This is a genomic window from Streptomyces qinglanensis (assembly GCF_900111245.1).
Classification (GTDB): domain Bacteria; phylum Actinomycetota; class Actinomycetes; order Streptomycetales; family Streptomycetaceae; genus Streptomyces; species Streptomyces qinglanensis.
In genome coordinates this window covers 88,342-110,636 of the sequence record NZ_FOGO01000001.1, presented here as the reverse complement: position 1 = coordinate 110,636, position 22,295 = coordinate 88,342, and the positions used below count along the sequence as shown (strand labels likewise).

The following is a 22,295-nucleotide window of genomic DNA, read 5'->3' as shown; positions in this document are numbered from 1 at the left end:
CCGGAGGGCGTCACTCCCACTTGAAGAACCGGGCGGCGGCGCCGAGGCCCAGCACCGCCCAGACCGCCAGCACGCCCAGATCGCCCCAGGGCATCCCGGTCCCGTGCCGGAGCACCTCGCGCAGCCCGTCGGAGAGGGCGGAGATGGGCAGTAGCTGCAGCACGCTCTGCGCGCCGTCCGGGAACCTCTCCAGCGGGACGACGACCCCGCCGCCGACCAGCAGCAGGATGAACACCAGATTGGCCGCCGCCAGCGTCGCCTCCGCCCGCAGGGTGCCGGCCATCAGCAGTCCGAGCCCGGAGAAGGCCGCCGTGCCCAGCAGCAGGAGGAGCAGCACAGCGGCGGGGTTGCCGTGCGGCGACCAGCCCAGCACGAGGGCCACCGCGCTCAGCAGCAGCACCTGCAGGGCCTCGATCACCAGCACCGAGCAGGTCTTCGCGGTCATCAGCCCCCACCGGGGCAGCGGCGAGGCACCCAGCCGCTTGAGGACGCCGTAGCGGCGCTCGAAGCCGGTGGCGATGGCCTGCCCGGTGAAGGCGGTGGAGAGCACCGCCAGCGCCAGGATGCCGGGCGCCAGGAAGTCGACCCGGGAGCCGCGGCCGGTGTCGACGATGTCGACGGCGCTGAAGAGCACCAGCAGCAGCGTCGGGATGACGACGGTCAGCAGCAGTTGCTCGCCGTTGCGCAGTTGCGTACGGGTCTCCAGCCACGCCTGCGCCCGCACCATGCGCGGCAGCGGCGCGGCTCCCGGCGCGGGTGCGTACCTGCCGCCGGTGGTACCGGTACCGGTTCCGGTCACGAGCGCAATTCCTTCCCCGTCAGTTCCAGGAAGACGTCCTCCAGCGTTCTGCGCTCCACCGAGATCCGGTCGGGCAGCACGCCGTTCTGCGCGCACCAGGACGTCACGGTGGCCAGGAGCTGCGGGTCGACCGTGCCGGTGAGCCGGTAGCTGCCGGGGCTGAGCTCGGCCGCGCCGGTCTGCGGGGGCAGGGCCTTGAGCAGCGACTTCAGGTCGAGCCCCGGGCGGCCGGTGAAGCGCAGGGTGTTCTCCGCGCCGCCCCGGCACAGCTCCTCGGGGGAGCCCTGGGCGATGACCCTGCCGCCGTCGACGATCGCGACGTCGTCGGACAGCTCCTCGGCCTCGTCCATGGCGTGGGTGGTCAGCAGCACCGTCACACCGTCGGCGCGCAGCTCGCGCACCAGGTCCCAGGTGGCGTGCCGGGCCTGCGGGTCGAGCCCGGCGGTCGGCTCGTCCAGGAAGACCAGCTCGGGGCGGCCCACCAGGGCCAGCGCCAGCCCGAGCCGCTGCTGCTGGCCGCCGGAGAGCCTGCGGTAGGGGGTGCGGCCGCAGCCGCCCAGGCCGAGGCGTTCGATCAGTGCGGGCACCTCCAGCGGGTGCGCGTGCAGTGCCGCCATATGGCGGAGCGTCTCCTCGGCTCTGGCCGTGGGGTAGATCCCGCCGCTCTGGAGCATCACCCCGATCCGGGGCCGCAGCTCGGCGCTCTGGGCGACCGGGTCGAGGCCGAGGACCCGCACGGTGCCGGAATCCGGCCGGCGGTAGCCCTCGCAGGTCTCGACGGTGGTGGTCTTACCCGCTCCGTTGGGGCCGAGGAACGCGGTGACGGTGCCCCGCGCGACGGTCAGATCGAGTCCGTCGACGGCGGTCCTGCTGCCGTACCGCTTCACCAGCCCGGCGACCTCCACAGCCGCTGAACTTCGCATGCAGGCAGTCTAGGGAGCGGGCTGCGGCGCTCCTGCGGCGGGCTGCGGCGGACGCCGGCCCGCCGGTTAGGTCAGCCTTACGTGATGCACTCCATCGGGGCTGGTCAGAGCTGTCGCTTGCCCGGGTCGGCGGAATTAAGCAACAATGACGTTGTGAAAAAGAGGGACCAGGCTCGGGAGCACCGACCGATGGCCGCACCGGCCACCGGCGGAGCCGCGACGGGTCCCTCGGCGCAGGATGAACAGCACGGCACGAGGAACAAGGTCGCGCGCTCCGTCCTGGATCACGGCCCCTCCACCGCGGCCGAGCTGGCGCTGCGGCTGGAGCTGACCCAGGCGGCCGTCCGCCGTCATCTGGACGCGCTCGTGGCCGAGGGCGTCGTGGAGCCCCGCGACAAGCGGGTCTACGGCTCGCGCGGCCGGGGCCGGCCCGCCAAGGTCTTCGCCCTGACCGACTGCGGACGGGACGCCTTCGACCAGGCGTACGACGAGCTCGCCGCCGACGCCCTGCGCTGGATCGCCCGGACCGCCGGCGACGGCGAGGTCGGGGAGGCCGCGGTCGCGGCCTTCGCGCGCGCCCGGGTGGAGGCGCAGGCGGAGAAGTACCAGGAGGCCCTGGAGCGGGTCGCGCCCGAGGACCGGGTGCGGGCCCTGGCGCAGGCGCTGACCGCGGACGGGTACGCTGCCACCGCGCGTGACGCGCCCGCGCAGGCCGGCGAGCAGCTCTGCCAGCACCACTGCCCGGTGGCGCACACGGCCGAGCAGTTCCCCCAGCTGTGCGAGGCGGAGACGGAGGTCTTCTCCCGGCTGCTGGGTACGCACGTCCAGCGGCTGGCGACCATCGCGCACGGCGACGGAGTGTGCACGACGTTCATCCCCAGGACACATCCGCACCCCGAGACCGCCGCGGCCCAGCCCCCGGCAGCCAGGAACCCCGCACGACCACCGAAGACCAGCAACGCCACCAACGCGAACGACGCCGGGAGGAACCCCGCATGACCGCTCCTACGGAGACTGCTCACCCTGAGCTCGAGGGGCTGGGCAAGTACGAGTACGGCTGGTCCGACTCCGACGCCGCGGGTGCAGCCGCGAAGCGCGGCCTCTCCCAGGATGTCGTCCGCGACATCTCGGAGAAGAAGAACGAGCCCGACTGGATGCTCAAGCTGCGCCTCAAGGGGCACAAGCTCTTCGAGAAGAAGCCGATGCCCAACTGGGGCTCGGACCTGTCGGGCATCGACTTCGACAACATCAAGTACTTCGTGCGGTCCACCGAGAAGCAGGCGCAGTCCTGGGAGGACCTGCCCGAGGACATCAAGAACACCTACGACAAGCTCGGCATCCCGGAGGCGGAGAAGCAGCGCCTGGTCGCCGGTGTCGCCGCGCAGTACGAGTCGGAGGTCGTCTACCACCAGATCCGCGAGGACCTGGAGAAGCAGGGCGTCCTGTTCCTGGACACGGACACCGCGCTGCGTGAGCACCCCGAGCTGTTCCAGGAGCACTTCGGCACCGTCATCCCGGCCGGTGACAACAAGTTCGCCGCGCTGAACACGGCGGTGTGGTCGGGCGGCTCCTTCATCTACGTGCCGCCGGGCGTGCACGTCGACATCCCGCTCCAGGCATACTTCCGGATCAACACCGAGAACATGGGCCAGTTCGAGCGGACGCTGATCATCGTCGACGAGGACGCCTACGTGCACTACGTCGAGGGCTGCACGGCGCCGATCTACGACTCGGACTCGCTGCACTCGGCCGTCGTCGAGATCATCGTCAAGAAGGGCGGCCGCTGCCGCTACACGACGATCCAGAACTGGTCGAACAACGTCTACAACCTGGTCACCAAGCGCGCCGTGGCCTACGAGGGCGCGACCATGGAGTGGGTGGACGGCAACCTCGGCTCCAAGGTGACGATGAAGTACCCGGCGGTCTACCTCATGGGTGAGCACGCCAAGGGCGAGACGCTCTCCGTCGCCTTCGCGGGCGAGGGCCAGCACCAGGACGCGGGCGCCAAGATGGTCCACATGGCCCCCCGCACCTCCTCGAACATCGTCTCGAAGTCGGTGGCCCGCAGCGGCGGCCGGACCTCCTACCGGGGTCTCATCGAGATCGGTGAGGGCGCCGAGGGCTCCAAGTCCAACGTGCTGTGCGACGCGCTGCTGGTGGACACCGTCTCGCGCTCCGACACCTACCCCTACGTCGACGTCCGCGAGGACGACGTGACGATGGGCCACGAGGCGACCGTCTCCAAGGTCAGCGACGACCAGCTCTTCTACCTGATGAGCCGCGGTCTGTCCGAGGACGAGGCCATGGCGATGATCGTGCGCGGCTTCGTCGAGCCGATCGCCAAGGAGCTGCCCATGGAGTACGCGCTGGAGCTGAACCGGCTGATCGAGCTGCAGATGGAAGGGGCGGTCGGCTGACGCCGCCCACCCCCGTTCCGAGTCATCCGTGACCCCTTCTCCGACCAGGTGAGCGAGCCGAAAGGGGCGCCGGTGCCGAGAGGGAGAACGCGCGCGGGTCCCGGGTGACGAGGGAGCGAGCACGATCGAACGCCGGCGCCGGGTCCGAGCCCCCGGAGGCGGGCGCACACAAAGAGGCAGAAAGCGAGCAACACGACAGCCATGGCTGAGGCCCAGAACATCCCCGTCGGTTCCAACACCACGGGATCCATCGCGGTGGCCGCAGAGTCCACCACCGCCACCAGGATGAGCGCTCCGCCGTCCTTCGACGTGGCGGACTTCCCGGTGCCGCACGGCCGCGAGGAGGAGTGGCGCTTCACTCCTCTGGACCGGCTCAAGGGCCTGCACGACGGTACGGCGCAGGCGACCGGCTCGGTCAAGACCGAGGTGTCCGCGCCCGACGGGGTCACCGTCGAGAAGGTGTCGCGGGACGACGCGCGCGTCGGCCGCGCCGGCAAGCCGGTGGACCGGGTGGCGGCGCAGGCGTTCTCCGCGTTCGAGAAGGCCAGTGTCATCTCGGTGCCCAAGGACGCGGTGCTGACCGAGCCGGTGCGGGTCTCCCTGCACGGCGAGGGCGGCGTGACCTACGGCCACACCGTCTTCGACGTCGGCGCCTTCGCCGAGGCCGTCATCGTCATCGACCACACGGGTGACGCGGTGCGCTCGGCCAATGTCGAGTTCGTGCTCGGCGACGGCGCCAAGGTGACCGTCGTCTCCGTGCAGGACTGGGACGACACCGCCGTGCACTGCTCGCAGCACAACGCGCTGGTGGGCCGGGACGCGACCTTCAAGTCGGTCGTGGTCACCTTCGGCGGCGACCTGGTGCGGCTCAACCCCCGGGTCAGCTACGGCGGCCCGGGAGCCGAGGCCGAGCTGTACGGCCTGTACTTCACCGACGCCGGGCAGCACCAGGAGCACCGGCTGCTCGTCGACCACGACACCCCCAACTGCCGCAGCAACGTCGCCTACAAGGGCGCGCTCCAGGGCGAGGACGCGCACGCGGTGTGGATCGGTGACGTGCTCATCCAGGCGGCGGCCACCGGCACCGACACCTACGAGCTGAACCGCAACCTGGTGCTCACGGACGGCTCCCGGGTCGACTCGGTGCCCAACCTGGAGATCGAGACCGGCGAGATCGTCGGCGCCGGGCACGCCTCGGCGACCGGCCGTTTCGAGGACGAGCAGCTCTTCTACCTGATGGCGCGCGGCATCCCGGAGCGCGAGGCGCGCCGGCTGGTGGTGCGCGGCTTCTTCGCCGAGCTCGTCCAGCAGGTCGGCATTCCGGACGTGGAGGAGCGCCTCATCGCCCGGATCGAGGCGGAGCTGGAGGCGTCGGTCTCATGAGCGAGAGCTTCGTCAGGGCCGCCTCGCTGGGCGACCTGGAGGAGGACACCCCGCTGCGGGTGGAGCTGGACGGAGTCCCGGTCTCCCTCGTGCGCACCGAGGGTGAGGTGTTCGCCGTCAACGACATCTGCTCGCATGCCAATGTGTCGCTCTCGGAGGGTGACGTGGAGGACTGCACCATCGAGTGCTGGCTGCACGGCTCCCGCTTCGACCTGCGCACCGGCAAGCCCTCCGGGCTGCCCGCCACCCGCCCCGTCCCCGTGTACCCCGTCAAGATCGAAGGAGACGGCCCCGATGCGGCTGTGCTCGTCTCCGTCACACAGGAGTCCTGAAGTCCCCATGGCAACGCTTGAGATCAACGACCTGCACGTCTCCGTCGAAACCGAGGGCGGCCCCAACGAGATCCTGCGCGGTGTCGACCTGACCGTGAAGCAGGGCGAGACGCACGCGATCATGGGGCCGAACGGCTCCGGCAAGTCCACGCTGGCCTACTCGCTGGCGGGGCACCCGAAGTACACCGTCACCAGCGGCTCGGTGAAGCTCGACGGCGAGGACGTCCTGGAGATGTCCGTCGACGAGCGCGCCCGCGCGGGTGTCTTCCTCGCCATGCAGTACCCGGTCGAGGTCCCGGGTGTCTCCGTCTCCAACTTCCTGCGCACCTCCGCCACCGCCATCCGCGGCGAGGCCCCCAAGCTGCGTACCTGGGTCAAGGAGGTCAAGGAGGCCATGGAGCGCCTCTCGATCGACCCGAAGTTCGCCGAGCGCAACGTCAACGAGGGTTTCTCCGGCGGTGAGAAGAAGCGCCACGAGATCCTGCAGCTCGAGCTGCTGAGGCCGAAGATCGCGATTCTGGACGAGACCGACTCCGGCCTCGACGTGGATGCGCTGCGCGTCGTCTCCGAGGGTGTCAACCGGGTCCGGGAGACCGGCGACGTGGGCACCCTGCTGATCACGCACTACACCCGCATCCTGCGCTACATCAAGCCCGACCACGTGCACGTCTTCGCCAACGGGCGGATCGCCGAGTCCGGCGGTGCCGAGCTGGCCGACAAGCTGGAGGAAGAGGGCTACGAGGAGTACGTGAAGGGTGGTGCCACTGCGTGACACAGCTCCCGGGTCTACTGGACACCGAGGCGATCCGTAAGGACTTCCCGATCCTGGACCGCCTGGTGCACGACGGGCAGAAGGTCGTCTACCTGGACAACGCCGCCACCTCGCAGAAGCCGGCGCAGGTGCTCGACGCCCTCGCCGACTACTACGAGAAGCACAACGCCAACGTCCACCGCGGTGTGCACGTGCTGGCCGAGGAGGCCACGGCGCTGTACGAGGGCGCGCGCGACAAGGTCGCGGCGTTCATCAACGCGCCCAGCCGTGACGAGGTGATCTTCACCAAGAACGCCTCGGAGTCGCTCAACCTGGTGGCCAACATGCTCGGCTGGGCAGATGAGCCCTACCGTGTCGAGCGGGACACCGAGATCGTCATCACGGAGATGGAGCACCACTCCAACATCGTTCCGTGGCAGCTGCTCTCGCAGCGCACCGGCGCGAAACTGAAGTGGTTCGGGCTCACCGACGAGGGCCGGCTGGACATGGCCGGGATCGAGGAGCTGATCACGGAGCGCACCAAGGTGGTGGCGCTCACGCTGGTCTCCAACATCATGGGCACCTTCAACCCGGTCGAGGAGATCGTCCGGCGGGCCCAGGAGGTCGGTGCGCTGGTCGTGGTGGACGCCTCGCAGGCGGCCCCGCACATGGTGCTGGACGTGCAGGCGCTGCAGGCCGACTTCGTGGCCTTCACCGGGCACAAGATGTGCGGCCCCACCGGCATCGGCGTGCTGTGGGGGCGCCAGGAGCTGCTCAACGACCTGCCGCCGTTCCTCGGCGGCGGGGAGATGATCGAGACCGTCACGATGCACTCGTCGACGTACGCTCCGGCGCCGCACAAGTTCGAGGCGGGCACTCCGCCGATCGCGCAGGCGGTCGGGCTCGGTGCCGCCGTCGACTACCTCAGCGCGATCGGTATGGACCGGATCCACCAGCACGAGCAGGCGCTGACGGAGTACGCGGTGCGCAAGCTCCAGGAGATCCCGGACCTGCGGATCATCGGCCCCGCCACGGCCGAGGACCGCGGTGCCACGATCTCCTTCACGCTGGGTGACATCCATCCGCACGATGTCGGCCAGGTGCTGGACGAGCAGGGCATCGCGGTGCGGGTGGGCCATCACTGCGCCCGCCCGGTCTGCCTGCGGTACGGAATTCCTGCCACCACGCGAGCGTCGTTCTATCTGTACTCCACGCCCGCCGAGGTGGACGCCCTGGCGGACGGGCTGGAACACGTACGGAATTTCTTCGCTTAGGGGCTGTCGGTGAAGCTGGACTCGATGTACCAGGAAGTCATCCTGGACCACTACAAGCATCCGCACGGGCGCGGGCTGCGCGACGGCGATGCCGAGGTGCACCACGTCAACCCGACGTGCGGTGACGAGATCACCTTGCGTGTGCGGTACGACGGCGACACCATCGAGGACGTGTCGTACGAGGGGCAGGGCTGTTCCATCAGCCAGGCCAGCGCCTCGGTGCTGAACGAGCTGCTGGTCGGCAAGGAACTGCCCGAGGCCCGCAGGATCCAGGAGACGTTCCTGGAGCTGATGCAGTCCAAGGGTCAGCTCGAGCCGGACGACAGCATGGAGGACCTGCTGGAGGACGCCGTGGCGTTCGCCGGGGTCTCGAAGTACCCGGCGCGGGTGAAGTGCGCGCTGCTGAGCTGGATGGCGTGGAAGGACGCGACATCGAAGGCGTTCAGCGGGGCGGACGCGAGCGCGCAGGAGCCGGGGGAAGCCGACTCGGCCAAGGAGAAGACGACATGACCGAGATGACCACCAAGCCCGCGAGCGAGGAAGAGGTCCGCGAGGCGCTCATGGACGTCGTCGACCCGGAGCTGGGTATCGACGTCGTCAACCTCGGCCTGATCTACGGGATCCACGTCGACGACGCGAACATCGCGACCATCGACATGACGCTCACCTCGGCGGCCTGTCCGCTGACCGACGTCATCGAGGACCAGGCGCAGTCCGCGACCGAGGGCATCGTCAACGAACTCAAGATCAACTGGGTCTGGATGCCCCCGTGGGGTCCCGACAAGATCACCGACGACGGACGCGAGCAGCTCAGGGCGCTGGGCTTCAACGTCTGAGCGCTCCGGCAGCAGTTCCGCGTACGGCGGGTAACGGCCGCGCACCCTCGGGGTGCGCGGCCGTTCGCGTGGCCGGAATTTCTTGTGTACGGCCGTACGCAACGTTGTGTACGCTCGTACGTATGACGTATATGACGCTGGCGGCGGCGATTCTCGCGGAGGTACTGGGGACGACCGCGATGAAGTACAGCGAGGGCTTCAGCAGACTGGTGCCCTCGCTGCTGACGGCGGCCGGCTATCTGGTGGCGTTCGTGCTCCTCGCGCAGACGCTCAAGAGCATGTCCGTGGGGACCGCCTACGCCATCTGGTCCGGTGCGGGGACGGCGGCGATCGCGCTGATCGGCATGGTGTTCATCGGCGAGTCGGTCACCGCCGCGAAGATCCTCGGCCTGCTGCTGGTGATCTGCGGAGTCGTGGTGCTCAACCTGGGAGGCGCGCACTGATGGGACGGCGATACGACCCCGAGCGGCGGCAGCGGATCATCGATGCCGCCATCCGGCTGGTGGAGCTGAAGGGCATCACGGCACTGAGCCACCGCTCGGTCGCGGCCGAAGCGGACGTACCGCTCGGCTCCACCACCTACCACTTCGGAAGCCTGGACGATCTGCTCGTCGCGGCGCTCCAGCAGGTCACCTGCGGGCCGCAGTCCGAGATCGAGACCTGGGACCGGGAGTTGTCCGGCCAGGAATCGCTGCTGGACGCGATGGTGCGGATCCTGGAGGAGTACGCCTCGGGAGCGCACGGACGTATCCGGCTGGAGTACGAGCTCTACCTCGCCGCCCTGCGCCGCCCGCCGCTCCAGCCGGTCGCGGCGGCCTGGATCGACGACTGGGTCGAGGTGGTCGGCCGGCACACCTCCGACCCGGCCACGGCCCGGGCACTCGCGGCGCTGATCGACGGACTGCTGCTGCAGATCCTGCTCACCGACCGCCCCTTCGACCGGACGGAGGTCCGCTCGGCGCTCGCCCGGGTGCTCGGCGATCCGGGCCCGGCCGCGGACGGCGAGCGTTCAGCCCCGACCGGCCCGTGGACCGGTTCGTCATCGCCCGCCGGATCCGGATAGCGTTCGAGGTATGACCGACGCACCCACTCCCCGCACCACCGGCGCCGTCGCCGCCGGCCTCGCCACCGTCGCCGATGGCACGGTCCTGGACACCTGGTTCCCCAACCCGGAGCTCGTCGCGGAGCCCGGCCCGGCGGGCAGCGAGCGGCTGAGCGCAGAGCGCGCCGCCGAGCTGCTCGGCAGCGCCGCACCGGAGGCCCTCGGGGAGGACCCGCGCCGCGGCGTCGAGATCGTCGCCGTCCGCACGGTCATCTCCTCCCTGGACGACAAGCCGCTGGACGCGCACGACGTGTACCTGCGCCTGCACCTGCTCAGCCACCGCCTGGTCCGCCCGCACGGCCTCAGCCTCGAAGGGCAGTTCGCGCACCTGGCCAACGTCGCCTGGACCAACCTCGGTCCGGTGCCGGTCGACCAGGTCGACCGGGCCCGGCTCGCCGCCCGTGCCTCGGGCGCGCACCTGGCGGTGACCAGCGTGGACAAGTTCCCGCGGATGACCGACTACGTGGTCCCCAAGGGCGTCCGGATCGGCGACGCCGACCGGGTCCGGCTGGGCGCGCACCTCGCCGAGGGCACCACCGTCATGCACGAGGGCTTCTGCAACTTCAACGCCGGCACCCTGGGCACCTCCATGGTCGAGGGCCGGATCAGCGCGGGCGTCGTCCTCGGTGACGGCACCGACCTGGGCGGCGGCGCCTCGATCATGGGCACTCTCTCCGGCGGCGGCAAGCAGGTCGTCTCCATCGGCGAGCGCTGCCTGATCGGCGCCGAGGCGGGCATCGGGATCTCGCTCGGCGACGACTCGGTGGTCGAAGCGGGCCTCTACGTCACGGCCGGTACCCGCGTCACCCTCCCGGACGGGAAGATCGTCAAGGCGCTGGAGCTGTCCGGCGCCAACAACCTGCTCTTCCGCCGCAACTCGGTCACCGGCGCCGTCGAGGCCCTGCAGCGCAGCGGCTCGTGGGGCGGCCTGAACGAGGCGCTGCACAGCCACAACTGAGCGACCGCCCGCGCGCCCGCACCGCCACGTCACCGGTGGGGGAGCGGGCGCGCGGCGGCCCGGCGTCACAACTGCGCAACCGATCGGGAGAGCGGCGCCGGCGCCCGTCCCGCCCCCGGGCCCGTAGGCCGTAGGCTTGCGGGCATGCGTGATCTTGGGGCCGGGCTGCGGTACTTGGGGCGGGGACAGCGGTGGGTGCTCAGCCACGGGCGGTGGTTCGGGTTCGGGCTGCTGCCCGCGCTGATCACGTTCGTCCTCTACGCGGCGGCCCTCGTCGCGCTCGGCTTCTACGCCGACGACCTCGCCGCGTGGGCCACGCCCTTCGCCGACGACTGGGACACCACGGGCCGCGCCCTGACCCGCGGTGTCTTCGCGGTCATGCTGTGGTGCGCCGTGCTGATGCTGGCCGTGGTGACCTTCGCGGCGGTCACCCTGCTGATCGGCGAGCCGTTCTACGAGAAGCTCTCCGAGCGGGTCGAGGAGAGCGAGGGCGGGCTGCCCGAGCAGGTCGTCGACCAGCCCCTGTGGCGGGAGCTGTGGACCTCGCTGTGCGACAGCGCCTATGTGCTCTTCCGGACGCTGCTGTTCACGGTCCCGCTCTTCTTCCTCGGCTTCGTCCCGGTGCTCGGGCAGAGCGTCGTCCCGGCCCTCGGCTTCTGTGTCGCGGGCTTCTTCCTCACCCTGGAGCTCGCCTCCGTCGGGCTGCAGCGCCGGGGCGTCCCGGTGCGGGAGCGGCTGGCGATGCTGCGCCGGCGCAAGGCCCTCGCGCTGGGTTTCGGAGTGCCGCTGGCGCTGGCCTTCCTGGTGCCGCTGCTCGCCGTCCCGCTGATGCCGGGTGCTGTCGCGGGCGCGACCCTGCTGGTGCGGGACCTCACCGGAACCCGGCCCGCCCCCGGTGCCCCGGGCGCGGCGCCGGGCGCCGGGGGGCCGCTGCCGCACGGTCCGGCCGGTCGGCCGGGCCCGGCGCCCGGAGCGCCCGGCTCCCCGTACGGCACCCCTCCGGTACCGCCCTACGGCGCACCGGGTGCCCCGCCCCACGGCCGGGCCGGGGCACCCCCCTACGGCGGACAGCCTGTCGTCCCGCCGCCGCACGGGCCCGGAGGCGGCAAGCCGCCCCGGCGGGCCTGACCGTTTCGCCGGTGAGCGGCGGCCCGGGGCCGCGCCGAGGGCCCGCCGCCGCAGCCGGCCCGGAGCGGGGCTTCCGAACTCCGCCGGTCAGTGGCGCGTGATCCGGACCACCGCCGGATCGTGGTCGCTGATCTGGTCGGCGAACTCCGCGTTGAGGTGGACGATGTCGTACTCGGGCCGCCCGGCACCCGGACTGGTCAGCAGGTGGTCCAGGGCCTGGGAGTTGCCGTTGTAGACGTAGCCGTAGCGCTCGTCGCGGGGCAGCCGGTCGAGCGGGCTGGTCAGTGCGTGGCCCGAGCGCAGCGTGCGCAGGGCGGGGGAGAAGGGGAAGTCGTTGAAGTCCCCGCCCGCCACGACCACGGCCTTCGGGTCGACGTCCCGCAGCGTGCGCACGAAGCCGTTGACCACCTCGGCCTGGGCGACGCGCTGCTGCTCGGAGTGCCGGGCGGGCGGCTGGAAGCGGCCCTCCATCGGCTGGTCGCCGCCCTTGGAGCTGAAGTGGTTGGCGATCACGAAGACCGTGCGGCCCCGGAAGCGGAACTCGCCCGCCAGCGGCTTGCGGCTGTCCTCCCAGGCGGCGTCCCGCGGTGCGATCCGGCCCGGTGAGGCGGACAGCGCGGGCTCGCCGTCCTGTTCCCGGACCCGCACCGGAGTCGTGGCGTCGCCGCCGGGCCGGTCGGTGAAGGAGACCCGTGCCGGGTTGTAGAGGAAGGCCACGCGGATGTTGCCGCCGGGCTGGCCGCCGTCCGCCTTGTCCTCCGGGTCGATCTGCCGCCACGCGTAGGAGGGCCCGCCCGCCTCGCGGACGGCCTCGGTGAGCTTCGCGAGCGTCCGGTCCGCGCCGACCGTGCCGTCGTCCCGCGGCCCCGAGTCGTCCTGCACCTCCTCGACGGTGACGATGTCGGGCGAGGAGAGGTTGGTGACCAGCCCCTCGGCCAGCCGCTCGAACTTGGCGGGCTCGGACGCGGGGGAGAGGTTCTCGACGTTGTACGTCGCCACCGCCAGTTCGTTCCGGCGCTGTTCGCGGGTCCGCTCGCGCTCCAGGCCGTTGTCCCGGTGCTCGCCCAGTGCGGTGGCGCGCAGCGTGTAGCCGCCGTACTGCTCGTAGTCCAGCGGGCCTTCGGTGGTGCCGCGCAGCGCGTCGCCGACGTCGGCTTCCGGGAAGGGGTGCGTGTCGAGGGGGAGCAGCGAGGAGACCTTCAGCCGGGCGCCGTTGCGGTCCCGGTAGGAGCCGTAGAGGGTGCCGCCGCGCGGAGTCGGGTGCTGGTCCGGATCGGTGGTCACCCACAGGTCGTGGTAGCGGCTGGTGGGCCCGGTGACCCGCACGTCGCGCACGGAGACGCGCATGCCCTCCAGCGACTCGTAGCGGTCCAGCGCATAACGGCCCGGCCGCAGCGGCCGGTTCTCGATGCTGCTGCCGTCCGCGTCCGGCGCGTACGCCTCCGGTACCGAGCGGGCGGTGAGCCGGACGGCCCTCGGCAGCCTCCCGCGCGAGCGGTGGCCGGTGGTCCGCCAGGTGGCACCGCTCAGTTCGGTGACCGACTGGTTGCCCGCCTCCTTGCCGCCCGGGTAGTACTCCTGCACCTTCCCGGAGACCCGCAGTGCGTCGCCGGCCTCGACTCCGGGGCTCTTTCCTCCGGTGTAGACGTAGATCCCCTCGCTGGTGGCCCGGTCGTGGTCGGGGTGCGGGTCCTGCAGCCAGAAGCCGCGGGCCGCACCGAAGTCGCGGACACCGGTGACGATGCCGGGTACACCGGTGACCTCCCGGCCCGCGAACGGGGAGAGCCGGGTGCGGCCCTGGATGTCGTGGATGCGCGGAGCGTGCGCGGAGTCGGTGCCGGGCGCGTCGGCGGCCCCGGCGGACGAGGGCAGGACGAGCAGCCCGCAGCAGGCGGCGGCGACGGCCGCCGGTGCGGCCCGGAGCCGCCGGATCGGTGAGCGGGGCCGCACGGACTGGGAGCGGGGCGGTACGGACCTAGAGCGGAACGGCACCAGGGGCCTCCGGGGGCGTGGGGGAGCGCGGACAGCGGTGGGCAAGCATTCTCTACGCGCGTAAAGCATGGCGGGCGGACGCCAGTTGTCAAGGTGGTGACAACTTGGTCACCTCTCGGTGCCGTGTGCCGGGCCGGGGAGCATCGGTTCCGCGGTCCACGCCGAGTACGTGCTCCTGGTCTTCTCGCCGCGGGCGTCGGCTGGTGCTGGTGCCGGTGCTGATGTCCGGCCTGCGGGAGCGTTCGGTGTTCTCCCCGGAAGCGTCTCCCCGGAACCGCCGAAGCGAGCGGTGCCGAGGTCCGTGAGGCGGGTCAGCGGTCGACGTTCCCGAACGCCCGGTTGAGGTCACCTGCCGCCAAGTCGGTTGCAGGAGTCGCACGCTGAGCGTCGGTCACCCTGGAAATGTATCGCAAACTTATATAAGCTCGTGCTTGATCGCGTGCCGGAGCCTCGTCCGGGACACGGCCCGCAGTGCACCTCGGCGCAACGGCGCGTCAAAGACTTCTAGAGCGCTAGGTGAGGAACACGCTCATGACTGTGCGAATCGGCATCAACGGCTTCGGACGCATCGGTCGCAACGTCTTCCGTGCGGCGGCTGCGCGGGGCTCCGAGCTGGAGATCGTCGCTGTCAACGACCTCGGTGACGTGCCCACGATGGCCCACCTGCTCGCTTACGACTCGATCCTGGGCCGCTTCCCCGAAGAGGTCACCGCCGAACCGGGCGCCATCCGCGTGGGGGACCGGACGGTCAAGGTGCTCGCCGAGCGCGAACCCGGCAACCTCCCCTGGGGCGACCTCGGAGTGGACATCGTGATCGAGTCCACCGGCATCTTCACCGACGCCGCGAAGGCGCGTTCACACGTTGAAGCCGGCGCGAAGAAGGTCCTCATCGCCGCACCGGGCAAGGACGAGGACATCACGGTGGTCCTGGGCGTCAACGACGGCGACTACGACCCCGAGCGCCACACCATCATCTCCAACGCCTCCTGCACCACCAACTGTCTCGGCGTGCTGGCCAAGGTGCTGCACGACGCCGTCGGCATCGACAGCGGCATGATGACCACGGCCCACGCCTACACCCAGGACCAGAACCTCCAGGACGCTCCGCACAAGGACCTGCGCCGGGCCCGTGCCGCGGCCATGAACATCGTGCCCACCTCCAGCGGCGCCGCCAAGGCCATCGGCCTCGTCCTGCCGGAACTCGGCGGCCGGATGGACGCCTTCGCACTGCGGGTGCCCGTGCCGACCGGCTCGGTCACCGACCTCACGGTCACCACCCGCCGCGGTACCACGGTGGACGAGGTGAAGGAGGCGTACGCGGCGGCCGCCTCCGGACCGTACAAGGGCGTGCTGTCCTACGTGGACGCGCCGTTGGTCAGCAGCGACATCGTGGGCGACCCGGCCTCCTGCGTGTTCGATGCCGGACTCACCCGGGTGTCCGGCCCGCAGGTCAAGGTCGTCGGCTGGTACGACAACGAGTGGGGCTACTCGAACCGTCTCATCGACCTGGCACTGCTCGTCGGAGCGTCTCTGTAGTCACCGGCCGACCCGGCGCCTGAGCCACCCGCACGTCAGCAATGATCGTCCGCCGACCCGGCGGCCGACATCTCCGCGCGCCCTCGACCGGCGTGCGGTGCACCCGACGTCACCGATGCCGTCGGCGTGTCCGGATGTCCGACGAAGCCATGCCTGACTCATGAGGACGGGGGACATGGAGGAACTGCCGAGACTACCGTTCGACAATCCCTCCGTGCTCGGTGTCGCGCCCCGGATGCGCGCACTGCAGCACGAGGGGCCGATCACCCCGGTGCAGGCGGCCGGCGAGGACGCCTGGCTGGTCACCCGCTACGACGAGGTCAGGGCGCTGCTCGCCGACCGCCGGCTCGGTCTCAGCAATCCCTATCCGGCGCGGCAGGCCAAGACCACGGCCCGGAGCACCATGATGGCGCTGATGGCCGGGGACGACTACGAGACCGAGGCCGCCGACCATCCGCAGATGCGTGAGCTGCTCGTCCCCCGGTTCTCCACGCGCCGGATGCGCATGATGAAGTCCCGCATCGAGCAGCACGTGGACGAGCTGCTCGACGAGCTGGCCGCCGGCCCCCCGCCTGCCGACCTGCACCGCGCGCTGTCGTTTCCGCTGCCGACCATGGTGGTCTGCGATCTGCTCGGAGTGCCGTTGGCCGACCGGGAGCGGTTCGGCCAGTGGGCCAGGGGCACCTTCGACCAGAGCGACGACGGCCGGCACTCGGCGCACACCTTCCAACAGGTCGTCGACTACACGACGGAACTGGTGGCGCGGAAGCGCACCGAGCCGGGCGACGACATCCTGTCCGAGCTGATCGCGGCCAAGGACGGCTCACTGTCCGACGAGTACATCGCCCAATTGGGCAACGCCGTACTGTTGTTCGGCTACGAGACGACCATCGTCCGTATCGACCTGGGCACTCTGCTGATGCTGCGCAATCCGGAGCAGCGTGCCCTGCTGGCCGAGAAGCCCGAACTCGCCCCCGCGGCGGTCGAGGAGATTCTCCGCCTGGCCGTCGGCGGCAAGGGGTCCAACGCGCTCATACCCCGCTACGCGCACAGCGACATCACCGTCGGCGACACGGTGATCCGGACCGGGGAGGCAGTGCTGCTGGCCATCGGTGCGGCCAACATCGACGGGCACGCGTACCCCGATCCCGACCTGATGGACATCACCCGGGACAGACCCAAATCGCATCTGTCCTTCGGGCACGGCACCCGGCACTGCATCGGCCGCGTGCTGGCCCGGATCGAACTGACCGCGGTGTTCGAGCGGTTGTTCCGCAGACTGCCCGGTCTGCGGCTCGCGGTACCCGAGGAGGAGCTGCGCTGGCAGGAGCACCGGATCACCGGCGGGTTCGATGAAATCCCCGTTACCTTCTGACCGGCAGCGCCCGAGCGAACGCACGGCCGCCCACCGTCCCGGGTTCCGGGCCGCACGGACCGGGCCGTGGGCGGCTCCGGCACCGGTACGGCGTCTCACCGGCCGCACGGACAGCGCCGCTCCGATGCCACCGGGCCGCCCCGTGAGGCGCGCGCAGGCGTCCGCGGCCGCGTGCCCGCGGCGGTCCGGCAGAGACCCACTCCCGCCCACGGGTGCATCGCCGCGGCCGGGCCGGCCCCTCGGTCCCTGGAGGTCAGCACCGGCCGTTCCGGCGGTCGCCTCTCGTCACCTCCGCCTCACCCGGCGCCGTCGAAGACGCCGGGCCCGTACGGAAGTTCACTGCTCCTTCCCCAGCATCACGAGGACAAGGAACCATGACGGACACTTTTCGTGACTATGCCGACTGCACACCCCTTCTCGACGACCGTCAGGCCCTCGACCGGTTCTACGACGAGCACGGCTACGTCTGCCTGCGCGGCGCTCTGGACCCTGAACTCGTGCGGACCGCCGCCGAGCAGATGCTCGACGGCCTGATCGCACTCGGCCATGCCGCCTCCGGCACCACGCTCGACACCCTCACCATCGACTCCTTCGAGGCGGTCGACGAGGTGGCGATGCACGACTACGTCAAGTACGACGACCTGTGGAACCACCCCTCGACCGTCAAGGTCTGGGAGAAGGTCTTCGGGGAGCCCGTCTTCGTCTTCAAGTCCACGACGATCCGCTACTACCCCTCCGCCGCGGGTTCCGAGGAGCCGAGCTTCCTGACGCCGCTGCACCAGGACGGCTTCTACATAGGCCCGAACAAGGACTTCCGCACCGCCTGGATACCGCTGCTCCCGACGAGCCGGGACACCGGCGGCGTCGCCCTCGCCGACGGCAGCCACAAGAAGGGCGCGCGCGAGCACGTCGTCACCGAGAACTTCCGCCGGTTCGGCCACCCCGTGCGCGGTATCCCGACGGAGGAGTTCGGCGGGGACGGGGAGCTGCTGTTCTCCCCCATGGAGCCGGGTGACGTGCTCCTCTTCCACGCCTTCATGTGCCACAAGTCCATCCCGAACGTCTCGGCGAACCCGGCCCGCATGCGGATGTCGATGGACACCCGCATCCAGCCCGCCTCCTCGCACCGCGGGTTCAACGCGATGACGCCCTGGCCGGAGTCCGCGAAGGACGCCTCCAAGGGAATCATGTCCAAGATCACCGGTACTCCCACCGCCGTCGAGTGACGACGGTTCCCCACCTTCCCCGTCTTCCCCGTCTTCTTCACCTTCCCCGACCGTTCCCCACGCACCCCTGGGCAGGCAGCACATGACGAATCGCGAGGGACTCTCCCCGCCGAAGGAGCCCGACGCGACGCCCGCGTCCGCAGCCGGCCCGGAACCGGCCGGCGCGGGGCTCAGCGGCATCGCCCTCGTGGTGGTCCTCATCGGATACGCCCTGTCCATCGTGGACGCCTCCATCGTCAATGTGGCGCTGGCCCCGATCGGCGAGGACCTCCACGGCGGCCCGGCGGCGCTGGAGCTGGTGGTGTCCGGCTACGGCCTCACCTACGCCCTCGGCCTGGTGCTGGGCGGGCGGCTGGGCGACGCCTTCGGCAGGCGGGAACTGTACGCGTACGGGCTGGCGGCGTTCACCGTCACCTCGGCGCTGTGCGGACTCGCCCCGACCATCGAGTTCCTCGTCACCGCCCGCCTGCTGCAGGGGGCCGCAGCGGCCATGCTCGTACCGCAGGTGCTGGCCACGATCCAGGCGGTCAGTCAGGGCCGGGCGCGCGCCCGCGCGATCGCCATGTACGGCGTGACCGCGGCCCTCGGCATGGTCGTCGGGCAGATGCTGGGCGGGCTGCTGGTCTCGCTGGACGTGGCCGGGGTCGGCTGGCGGTCGGTCTTCCTGATCAATGTGCCGGTCGGGGTGGCCGCGCTGCTGGCGATCCGGCGGGTCCCCGCGACCAGGGCCGAGACCAAGCCCGGTTTCGACCCGCTGGGCACCGTGCTGTTCGGTGCGACCATGGTCTGTCTCCTGGCTGTGGTCGTGGCGGGCCCCGACCTCGGCTGGCCGCTGTGGCTGTGGGGGCTGCTCGTGGTCGCCGCGGCGGGGCTTTCGGCGCTGGTGCGGGTCGAACGCGGACTGGAGGCGCGGGGCGGCACACCGCTGCTGTCCCCGTCGGTGCTGTCCCGTCCGGGCACCCGCCGCGGGCTGGCGGCCGTGGTGCCGTTCCAGGCCGGCTTCGGCGCCTTCCTGTTCGTCTACGCGCTGATCGCGCAGGGCCACTTCGGCCTCCACGGGCTGGCCTCCGGCGGGGGGCTGGCGCCGTTCGCCGTGGCGTTCTTCGTGGTGGCGCAGTTCACCCCGAAGATCGTCGCGGCCCTGGGCGGCCGGATCGTCGCCCTGGGCGCCCTCGTCCAGGGCGCGGGTCTGGTGCTGCTGGCGCTGGTGATCGGGCTGGGCTGGCCGCATCCCTCCCTGACACTCGTGCTCCTGGGGATCGCCCTCTTCGGCGCCGGTGCGGCGCTGATCGGTCCCACCCTGTTCCGGATGATCCTCGCCGACGTACCCCCCGCGCAGGCCGGCATGGGCAGCGGTGTGCTGGTGACCAGCCAGCAGATGGCGACCGCGCTGGGCACGACCGTCGGCGGCACCCTCTACGTCTCCCTGGACGGTCCGCTGTCGACAGCGACGGCGGCGGTGCTCGTTCTCGCCCTGTTGACGTGCTTCGCGGCGGCCGTCCTCGTGATCAGCCTGAAGCTCCCCGACCCCCGCTGACATCCTCCTTCTCGAACGGCGCCATCAGAACCGGACCTTCTCGTGGGCAACGGCGCGCTGTCCTTCGGCGCACCCGCGCGCAGAAGCGGAGAGAGCCCAGTGGACCTGCAGACCAGGACAGCCGTGGTGACCGGCGCCGCCAGCGGCATCGGCCTCGCCCTCAGTGCCCGCTTCGCCCGCGCGGGCGTCGGCGTGGTCATGGCGGACATCGACGACGCACTCCACCGCCGGGCGTCCGAACTCGCCGCACAGGGCGCCCAGGTCACGGCGGTGACCGCCGACCTGACCGACCCGGAAGCCGTCGACCGGCTCGCGGACACGGCGTTCGACCGGCTCGGCGGCGTCGATGTGGTGTGCAACAACGCCGGGGTGCTCGGCCCCATAGGGCAGCCCCTGTGGGAGGTGCCGCTGGAGCAGATGCGGCAGGTCTTCGAGGCCAACCACTGGGCGCACGTCCTGATGGCCCGCGCCTTCGTGCCCCGGCTCCTGGAGCACGGCCGCCCCGCCCATCTGATCCACACGGCCTCGATGTCCGCCTTCGTCGTCGGTGCCGGCAGCGCGGCCTACGCCGCCTCCAAGCATGCCGACCTCGCGGTCGCCCGCAGTCTGCGGGCCGATCTGCGCGGCACCGGGATTCTGGTGTCGGTGCTGTGCCCCGGCCGGGTCGACACCCCCATGGTGCAGGGCCTGGCGGCCCCGCGCGGTGCCGGCGGTGACACGTCGGTGAGCGCCGAGGACGTCGCGGGCCTCGTGTGGGAAGCCCTCGGCTCCGACCGGTTCTACCTGTTCAGCAACGCCGACGCCGCGCTGCGGCTGCGTGACCAGTTCGACGATGTATGGCGTCATGTTTCCCTTCCGTCCCCGTCCCCCGAGGAGGAGCTGTGGCCCGCGCCGACAGCGACGACCGTAGCGACGAGACACCGGCCATCGACCTGGAAGCGGTGAGGGCGAAGTACCGTCAGGAACGCGACAAGCGCAGCGTCGGTCGCACCTACCAGTTCGCGCGCGGTGACTTCAGCCGCTATGCGCGCGACCCCTTCACCGAGCGGAAGGCACGCGAGCCGCTCACCGACGAGGTGGACGTCGCCGTCGTCGGCGCCGGTATCGGCGGCCTGCTAATCGGTGCGCAGCTACGCAAGGAGACCGGCCTGGAGCGCATCCGGCTGATCGACGAGGCGGGCGATGTCGGCGGCACCTGGTACTGGAACCGCTTCCCCGGGGTCCGGTGCGACGTCGAGAGTTACATCTACATGCCGATACTCGAAGAGATCGGGACGGTACCCACCGAGAAGTACTCCACCGGCCCCGAGATCTTCGCGCACCTCCAGCAGATCGCCCGCACGTACGATCTCTACCGCGACGCCCTCTTCCAGACCGCCGTCACCGAGCTGCGCTGGGACGAGGCAGCCGGTACATGGCTGGTCAGCACCGACCGCGGGGATGTCGTCCGGGCCCGGTACGTGGCCATGTCGATCGGCCTGATGCACCGCCCGAAACTCCCCGGGCTGCCGGGTCTGGAGACGTTCGCCGGGCACTCCTTCCACACCAGCCGCTGGGACTTCGACTACACCGGCGGCGACAGCACCGGCGGCCTGACCGGGCTGACGGACAAGACCGTCGGCGTCATCGGCACCGGCTCCACGACCGTCCAGATCGCCCCGCACCTCGCCGAGTGGGCCGAACAGCTCGTCGTCTTCCAGCGGACCCCGGCCGCGGTCGACGTCCGCGGCAACCGCCCCACCCCGCCGGACTGGGTCGACAGCCTCGAACCGGGCTGGCAGCAGCGCCGCATGGAGAACTTCCACGCGCTGACCTCCGGCATCCCGCAGGACGAGGACCTGGTCCAGGACCGCTGGACCCAGACCACGGCCGAGCTGGCCGCCGCGATCCTGCCCACCGGCGACACCGGGGGCGACCCGAAGGAGCGGGCGCTCGCCGCCGAACAGGCGGACTTCCGCAAGATGGAGGAACTGCGCGCCCGCATCGACAGCTTCGTCGACGACCCGGCCACCGCCGCCGCCCTCAAGCCGTACTACCGCGTGTACTGCAAGCGGCCCTGCTTCCACGACAGTTACCTGCAGACCTTCAACCGGCCCAACGTGACCCTGGTCGACACCCAGGGGCAGGGCGTGGAGCGGCTCACTCCGGGCGGGGTGGTCGCCAACGGCCGGGAGTACCCGCTCGACTGCCTGGTCTTCGCCACCGGATACGAGCACGAGGTCGCCGTCCCGTACACGGACCGGGCCGGCTACGACATCGTCGGCCGCGACGGCCTGAGGCTGTCGGAGAAGTGGGCGAACGGCGCGCACACCCTGCACGGGTTGCAGGTGAACGGCTTCCCCAACTGCTTCATCCTGTCCAAGATCCAGGCCGGCCGGCACGTCAACATCGCCTACATGCTGGGCGAGCAGGCCCGGCACCTCGCACACATCGTCAAGTGCGTCGAGGAGCGCGGACACCGGGTGGTGGAGGCGTCCGGGACCGGCGAGAAGGAATGGGTCGAGGAGATCCTCCGGCTCGCCAGCAACGACCTCGACTTCCTGGAGAACTGCACACCCGGTCTGTACAACAACGAAGGCGATCCGGGCGGGCTGCCGCTGCTCAACTCCAGTTACGGCGGCGGCTCCGTGGAGTTCGTGGACATCCTCCGGCGCTGGCGCGAGGCGGGTGACCTCGCCGGTCTCGATCTGCGCTGACCACCCCACCGTTTTCCGAAAGGCGGCAAC

General features: G+C 70.8%; 21 protein-coding genes. 18 read left to right on the top strand and 3 right to left on the bottom strand.

Annotation, left to right across the window (positions count from 1 at the left end; translation table 11 throughout):
- Window positions 1-10: 10 nt before the first annotated feature.
- Both BMX65_RS00525 and BMX65_RS00520 read right to left on the bottom strand, forming a co-directional pair.
- Window positions 11-799 carry an ABC transporter permease gene (locus BMX65_RS00525; RefSeq protein ID WP_398762244.1) on the bottom strand — a complete coding sequence of 263 codons (789 nt, stop codon included), beginning with the start codon at window positions 797-799 and terminating at the stop codon, window positions 11-13.
- Complete coding sequence (locus BMX65_RS00520) at window positions 796-1,722, bottom strand: ABC transporter ATP-binding protein (protein ID WP_074998109.1); 927 nt, start codon at window positions 1,720-1,722, stop codon at window positions 796-798. Before BMX65_RS00520 ends, BMX65_RS00525 begins: the two co-directional genes overlap by 4 nt.
- A gap of 189 nt (window positions 1,723-1,911) precedes the next feature.
- On the opposite strand from BMX65_RS00520, the gene BMX65_RS00515 reads away from it, so the two are divergent.
- The 12 genes from BMX65_RS00515 to BMX65_RS00460 all read left to right on the top strand — a co-directional run bounded on the left by BMX65_RS00515 (window position 1,912) and on the right by BMX65_RS00460 (window position 11,903).
- The gene (locus BMX65_RS00515) at window positions 1,912-2,721 is read left to right on the top strand and encodes a helix-turn-helix transcriptional regulator (protein ID WP_074998108.1); all 810 of its coding nucleotides are present in this window, start codon (window positions 1,912-1,914) and stop codon (window positions 2,719-2,721) included.
- Complete coding sequence (gene sufB, locus BMX65_RS00510; RefSeq protein WP_019358341.1) at window positions 2,718-4,139, top strand: Fe-S cluster assembly protein SufB; 1,422 nt, start codon at window positions 2,718-2,720, stop codon at window positions 4,137-4,139. Before BMX65_RS00515 ends, sufB begins: the two co-directional genes overlap by 4 nt.
- A 201-nt stretch (window positions 4,140-4,340) precedes the next feature.
- Window positions 4,341-5,522, top strand: a complete 1,182-nt coding sequence (gene sufD / locus BMX65_RS00505; RefSeq protein ID WP_074998107.1) for a Fe-S cluster assembly protein SufD — start codon at window positions 4,341-4,343, stop codon at window positions 5,520-5,522.
- Window positions 5,519-5,854 carry a non-heme iron oxygenase ferredoxin subunit gene (locus BMX65_RS00500; RefSeq protein ID WP_019358339.1) on the top strand — a complete coding sequence of 112 codons (336 nt, stop codon included), beginning with the start codon at window positions 5,519-5,521 and terminating at the stop codon, window positions 5,852-5,854. Before sufD ends, BMX65_RS00500 begins: the two co-directional genes overlap by 4 nt.
- A gap of 7 nt (window positions 5,855-5,861) precedes the next feature.
- Entirely contained in the window at window positions 5,862-6,626 is a 765-nt protein-coding gene (gene sufC / locus BMX65_RS00495; RefSeq protein ID WP_074998106.1) for a Fe-S cluster assembly ATPase SufC, read from the top strand.
- Window positions 6,623-7,879, top strand: a complete 1,257-nt coding sequence (locus BMX65_RS00490; RefSeq protein ID WP_074998105.1) for a cysteine desulfurase — start codon at window positions 6,623-6,625, stop codon at window positions 7,877-7,879. The genes sufC and BMX65_RS00490 overlap by 4 nt, the downstream gene beginning before the upstream one ends.
- Window positions 7,880-7,888: 9 nt before the next feature.
- Window positions 7,889-8,389 (top strand): Fe-S cluster assembly sulfur transfer protein SufU, encoded by a 501-nt coding sequence (gene sufU, locus BMX65_RS00485; protein ID WP_074998104.1) that lies wholly within the window; start codon window positions 7,889-7,891, stop codon window positions 8,387-8,389.
- Complete coding sequence (locus BMX65_RS00480; protein WP_027759495.1) at window positions 8,386-8,715, top strand: metal-sulfur cluster assembly factor; 330 nt, start codon at window positions 8,386-8,388, stop codon at window positions 8,713-8,715. The genes sufU and BMX65_RS00480 overlap by 4 nt, the downstream gene beginning before the upstream one ends.
- Window positions 8,716-8,837: 122 nt before the next feature.
- Window positions 8,838-9,158: a DMT family transporter gene (locus tag BMX65_RS00475; RefSeq protein WP_074998103.1), complete on the top strand. Its 321-nt coding sequence runs from the start codon at window positions 8,838-8,840 to the stop codon at window positions 9,156-9,158.
- A complete protein-coding gene (locus tag BMX65_RS00470) occupies window positions 9,158-9,778 on the top strand; it encodes a TetR/AcrR family transcriptional regulator (RefSeq protein WP_074998102.1) in 621 nt (206 codons plus the stop codon). Before BMX65_RS00475 ends, BMX65_RS00470 begins: the two co-directional genes overlap by 1 nt.
- Window positions 9,779-9,788: 10 nt before the next feature.
- A complete protein-coding gene (dapD, locus tag BMX65_RS00465; RefSeq protein ID WP_074998101.1) occupies window positions 9,789-10,775 on the top strand; it encodes a 2,3,4,5-tetrahydropyridine-2,6-dicarboxylate N-succinyltransferase in 987 nt (328 codons plus the stop codon).
- A gap of 144 nt (window positions 10,776-10,919) precedes the next feature.
- Window positions 10,920-11,903: an EI24 domain-containing protein gene (locus BMX65_RS00460; RefSeq protein WP_074998100.1), complete on the top strand. Its 984-nt coding sequence runs from the start codon at window positions 10,920-10,922 to the stop codon at window positions 11,901-11,903.
- 87 nt (window positions 11,904-11,990) lie between these two features.
- On the opposite strand, the gene BMX65_RS00455 is transcribed toward BMX65_RS00460, so the two are convergent.
- Window positions 11,991-13,853 (bottom strand): endonuclease/exonuclease/phosphatase family protein, encoded by a 1,863-nt coding sequence (locus BMX65_RS00455; protein WP_420856794.1) that lies wholly within the window; start codon window positions 13,851-13,853, stop codon window positions 11,991-11,993.
- 573 nt (window positions 13,854-14,426) lie between these two features.
- Here BMX65_RS00455 and gap point away from each other — a divergent pair.
- The 6 genes from gap to ptlE all read left to right on the top strand — a co-directional run bounded on the left by gap (window position 14,427) and on the right by ptlE (window position 22,265).
- Window positions 14,427-15,431, top strand: a complete 1,005-nt coding sequence (gap, locus tag BMX65_RS00450; protein WP_074998099.1) for a type I glyceraldehyde-3-phosphate dehydrogenase — start codon at window positions 14,427-14,429, stop codon at window positions 15,429-15,431.
- Window positions 15,432-15,606: 175 nt separating this feature from the next.
- Window positions 15,607-16,806, top strand: coding sequence for a pentalenolactone synthase (gene penM / locus BMX65_RS00445; protein WP_074998098.1), 1,200 nt, complete (start codon window positions 15,607-15,609; stop codon window positions 16,804-16,806).
- A 374-nt stretch (window positions 16,807-17,180) separates the two neighbouring features.
- Complete coding sequence (ptlH, locus tag BMX65_RS00440; RefSeq protein ID WP_074998097.1) at window positions 17,181-18,032, top strand: 1-deoxypentalenic acid 11-beta-hydroxylase; 852 nt, start codon at window positions 17,181-17,183, stop codon at window positions 18,030-18,032.
- Between the two features lie 82 nt (window positions 18,033-18,114).
- Entirely contained in the window at window positions 18,115-19,569 is a 1,455-nt protein-coding gene (locus BMX65_RS00435) for an MFS transporter (RefSeq protein ID WP_074998096.1), read from the top strand.
- Window positions 19,570-19,668: 99 nt separating this feature from the next.
- Window positions 19,669-20,514 carry a 1-deoxy-11-beta-hydroxypentalenate dehydrogenase gene (gene ptlF, locus BMX65_RS00430; RefSeq protein WP_239501768.1) on the top strand — a complete coding sequence of 282 codons (846 nt, stop codon included), beginning with the start codon at window positions 19,669-19,671 and terminating at the stop codon, window positions 20,512-20,514.
- A complete protein-coding gene (gene ptlE, locus BMX65_RS00425; protein ID WP_074998095.1) occupies window positions 20,451-22,265 on the top strand; it encodes a neopentalenolactone/pentalenolactone D synthase in 1,815 nt (604 codons plus the stop codon). Before ptlF ends, ptlE begins: the two co-directional genes overlap by 64 nt.
- The last annotated feature ends 30 nt before the right edge of the window (window positions 22,266-22,295 follow it).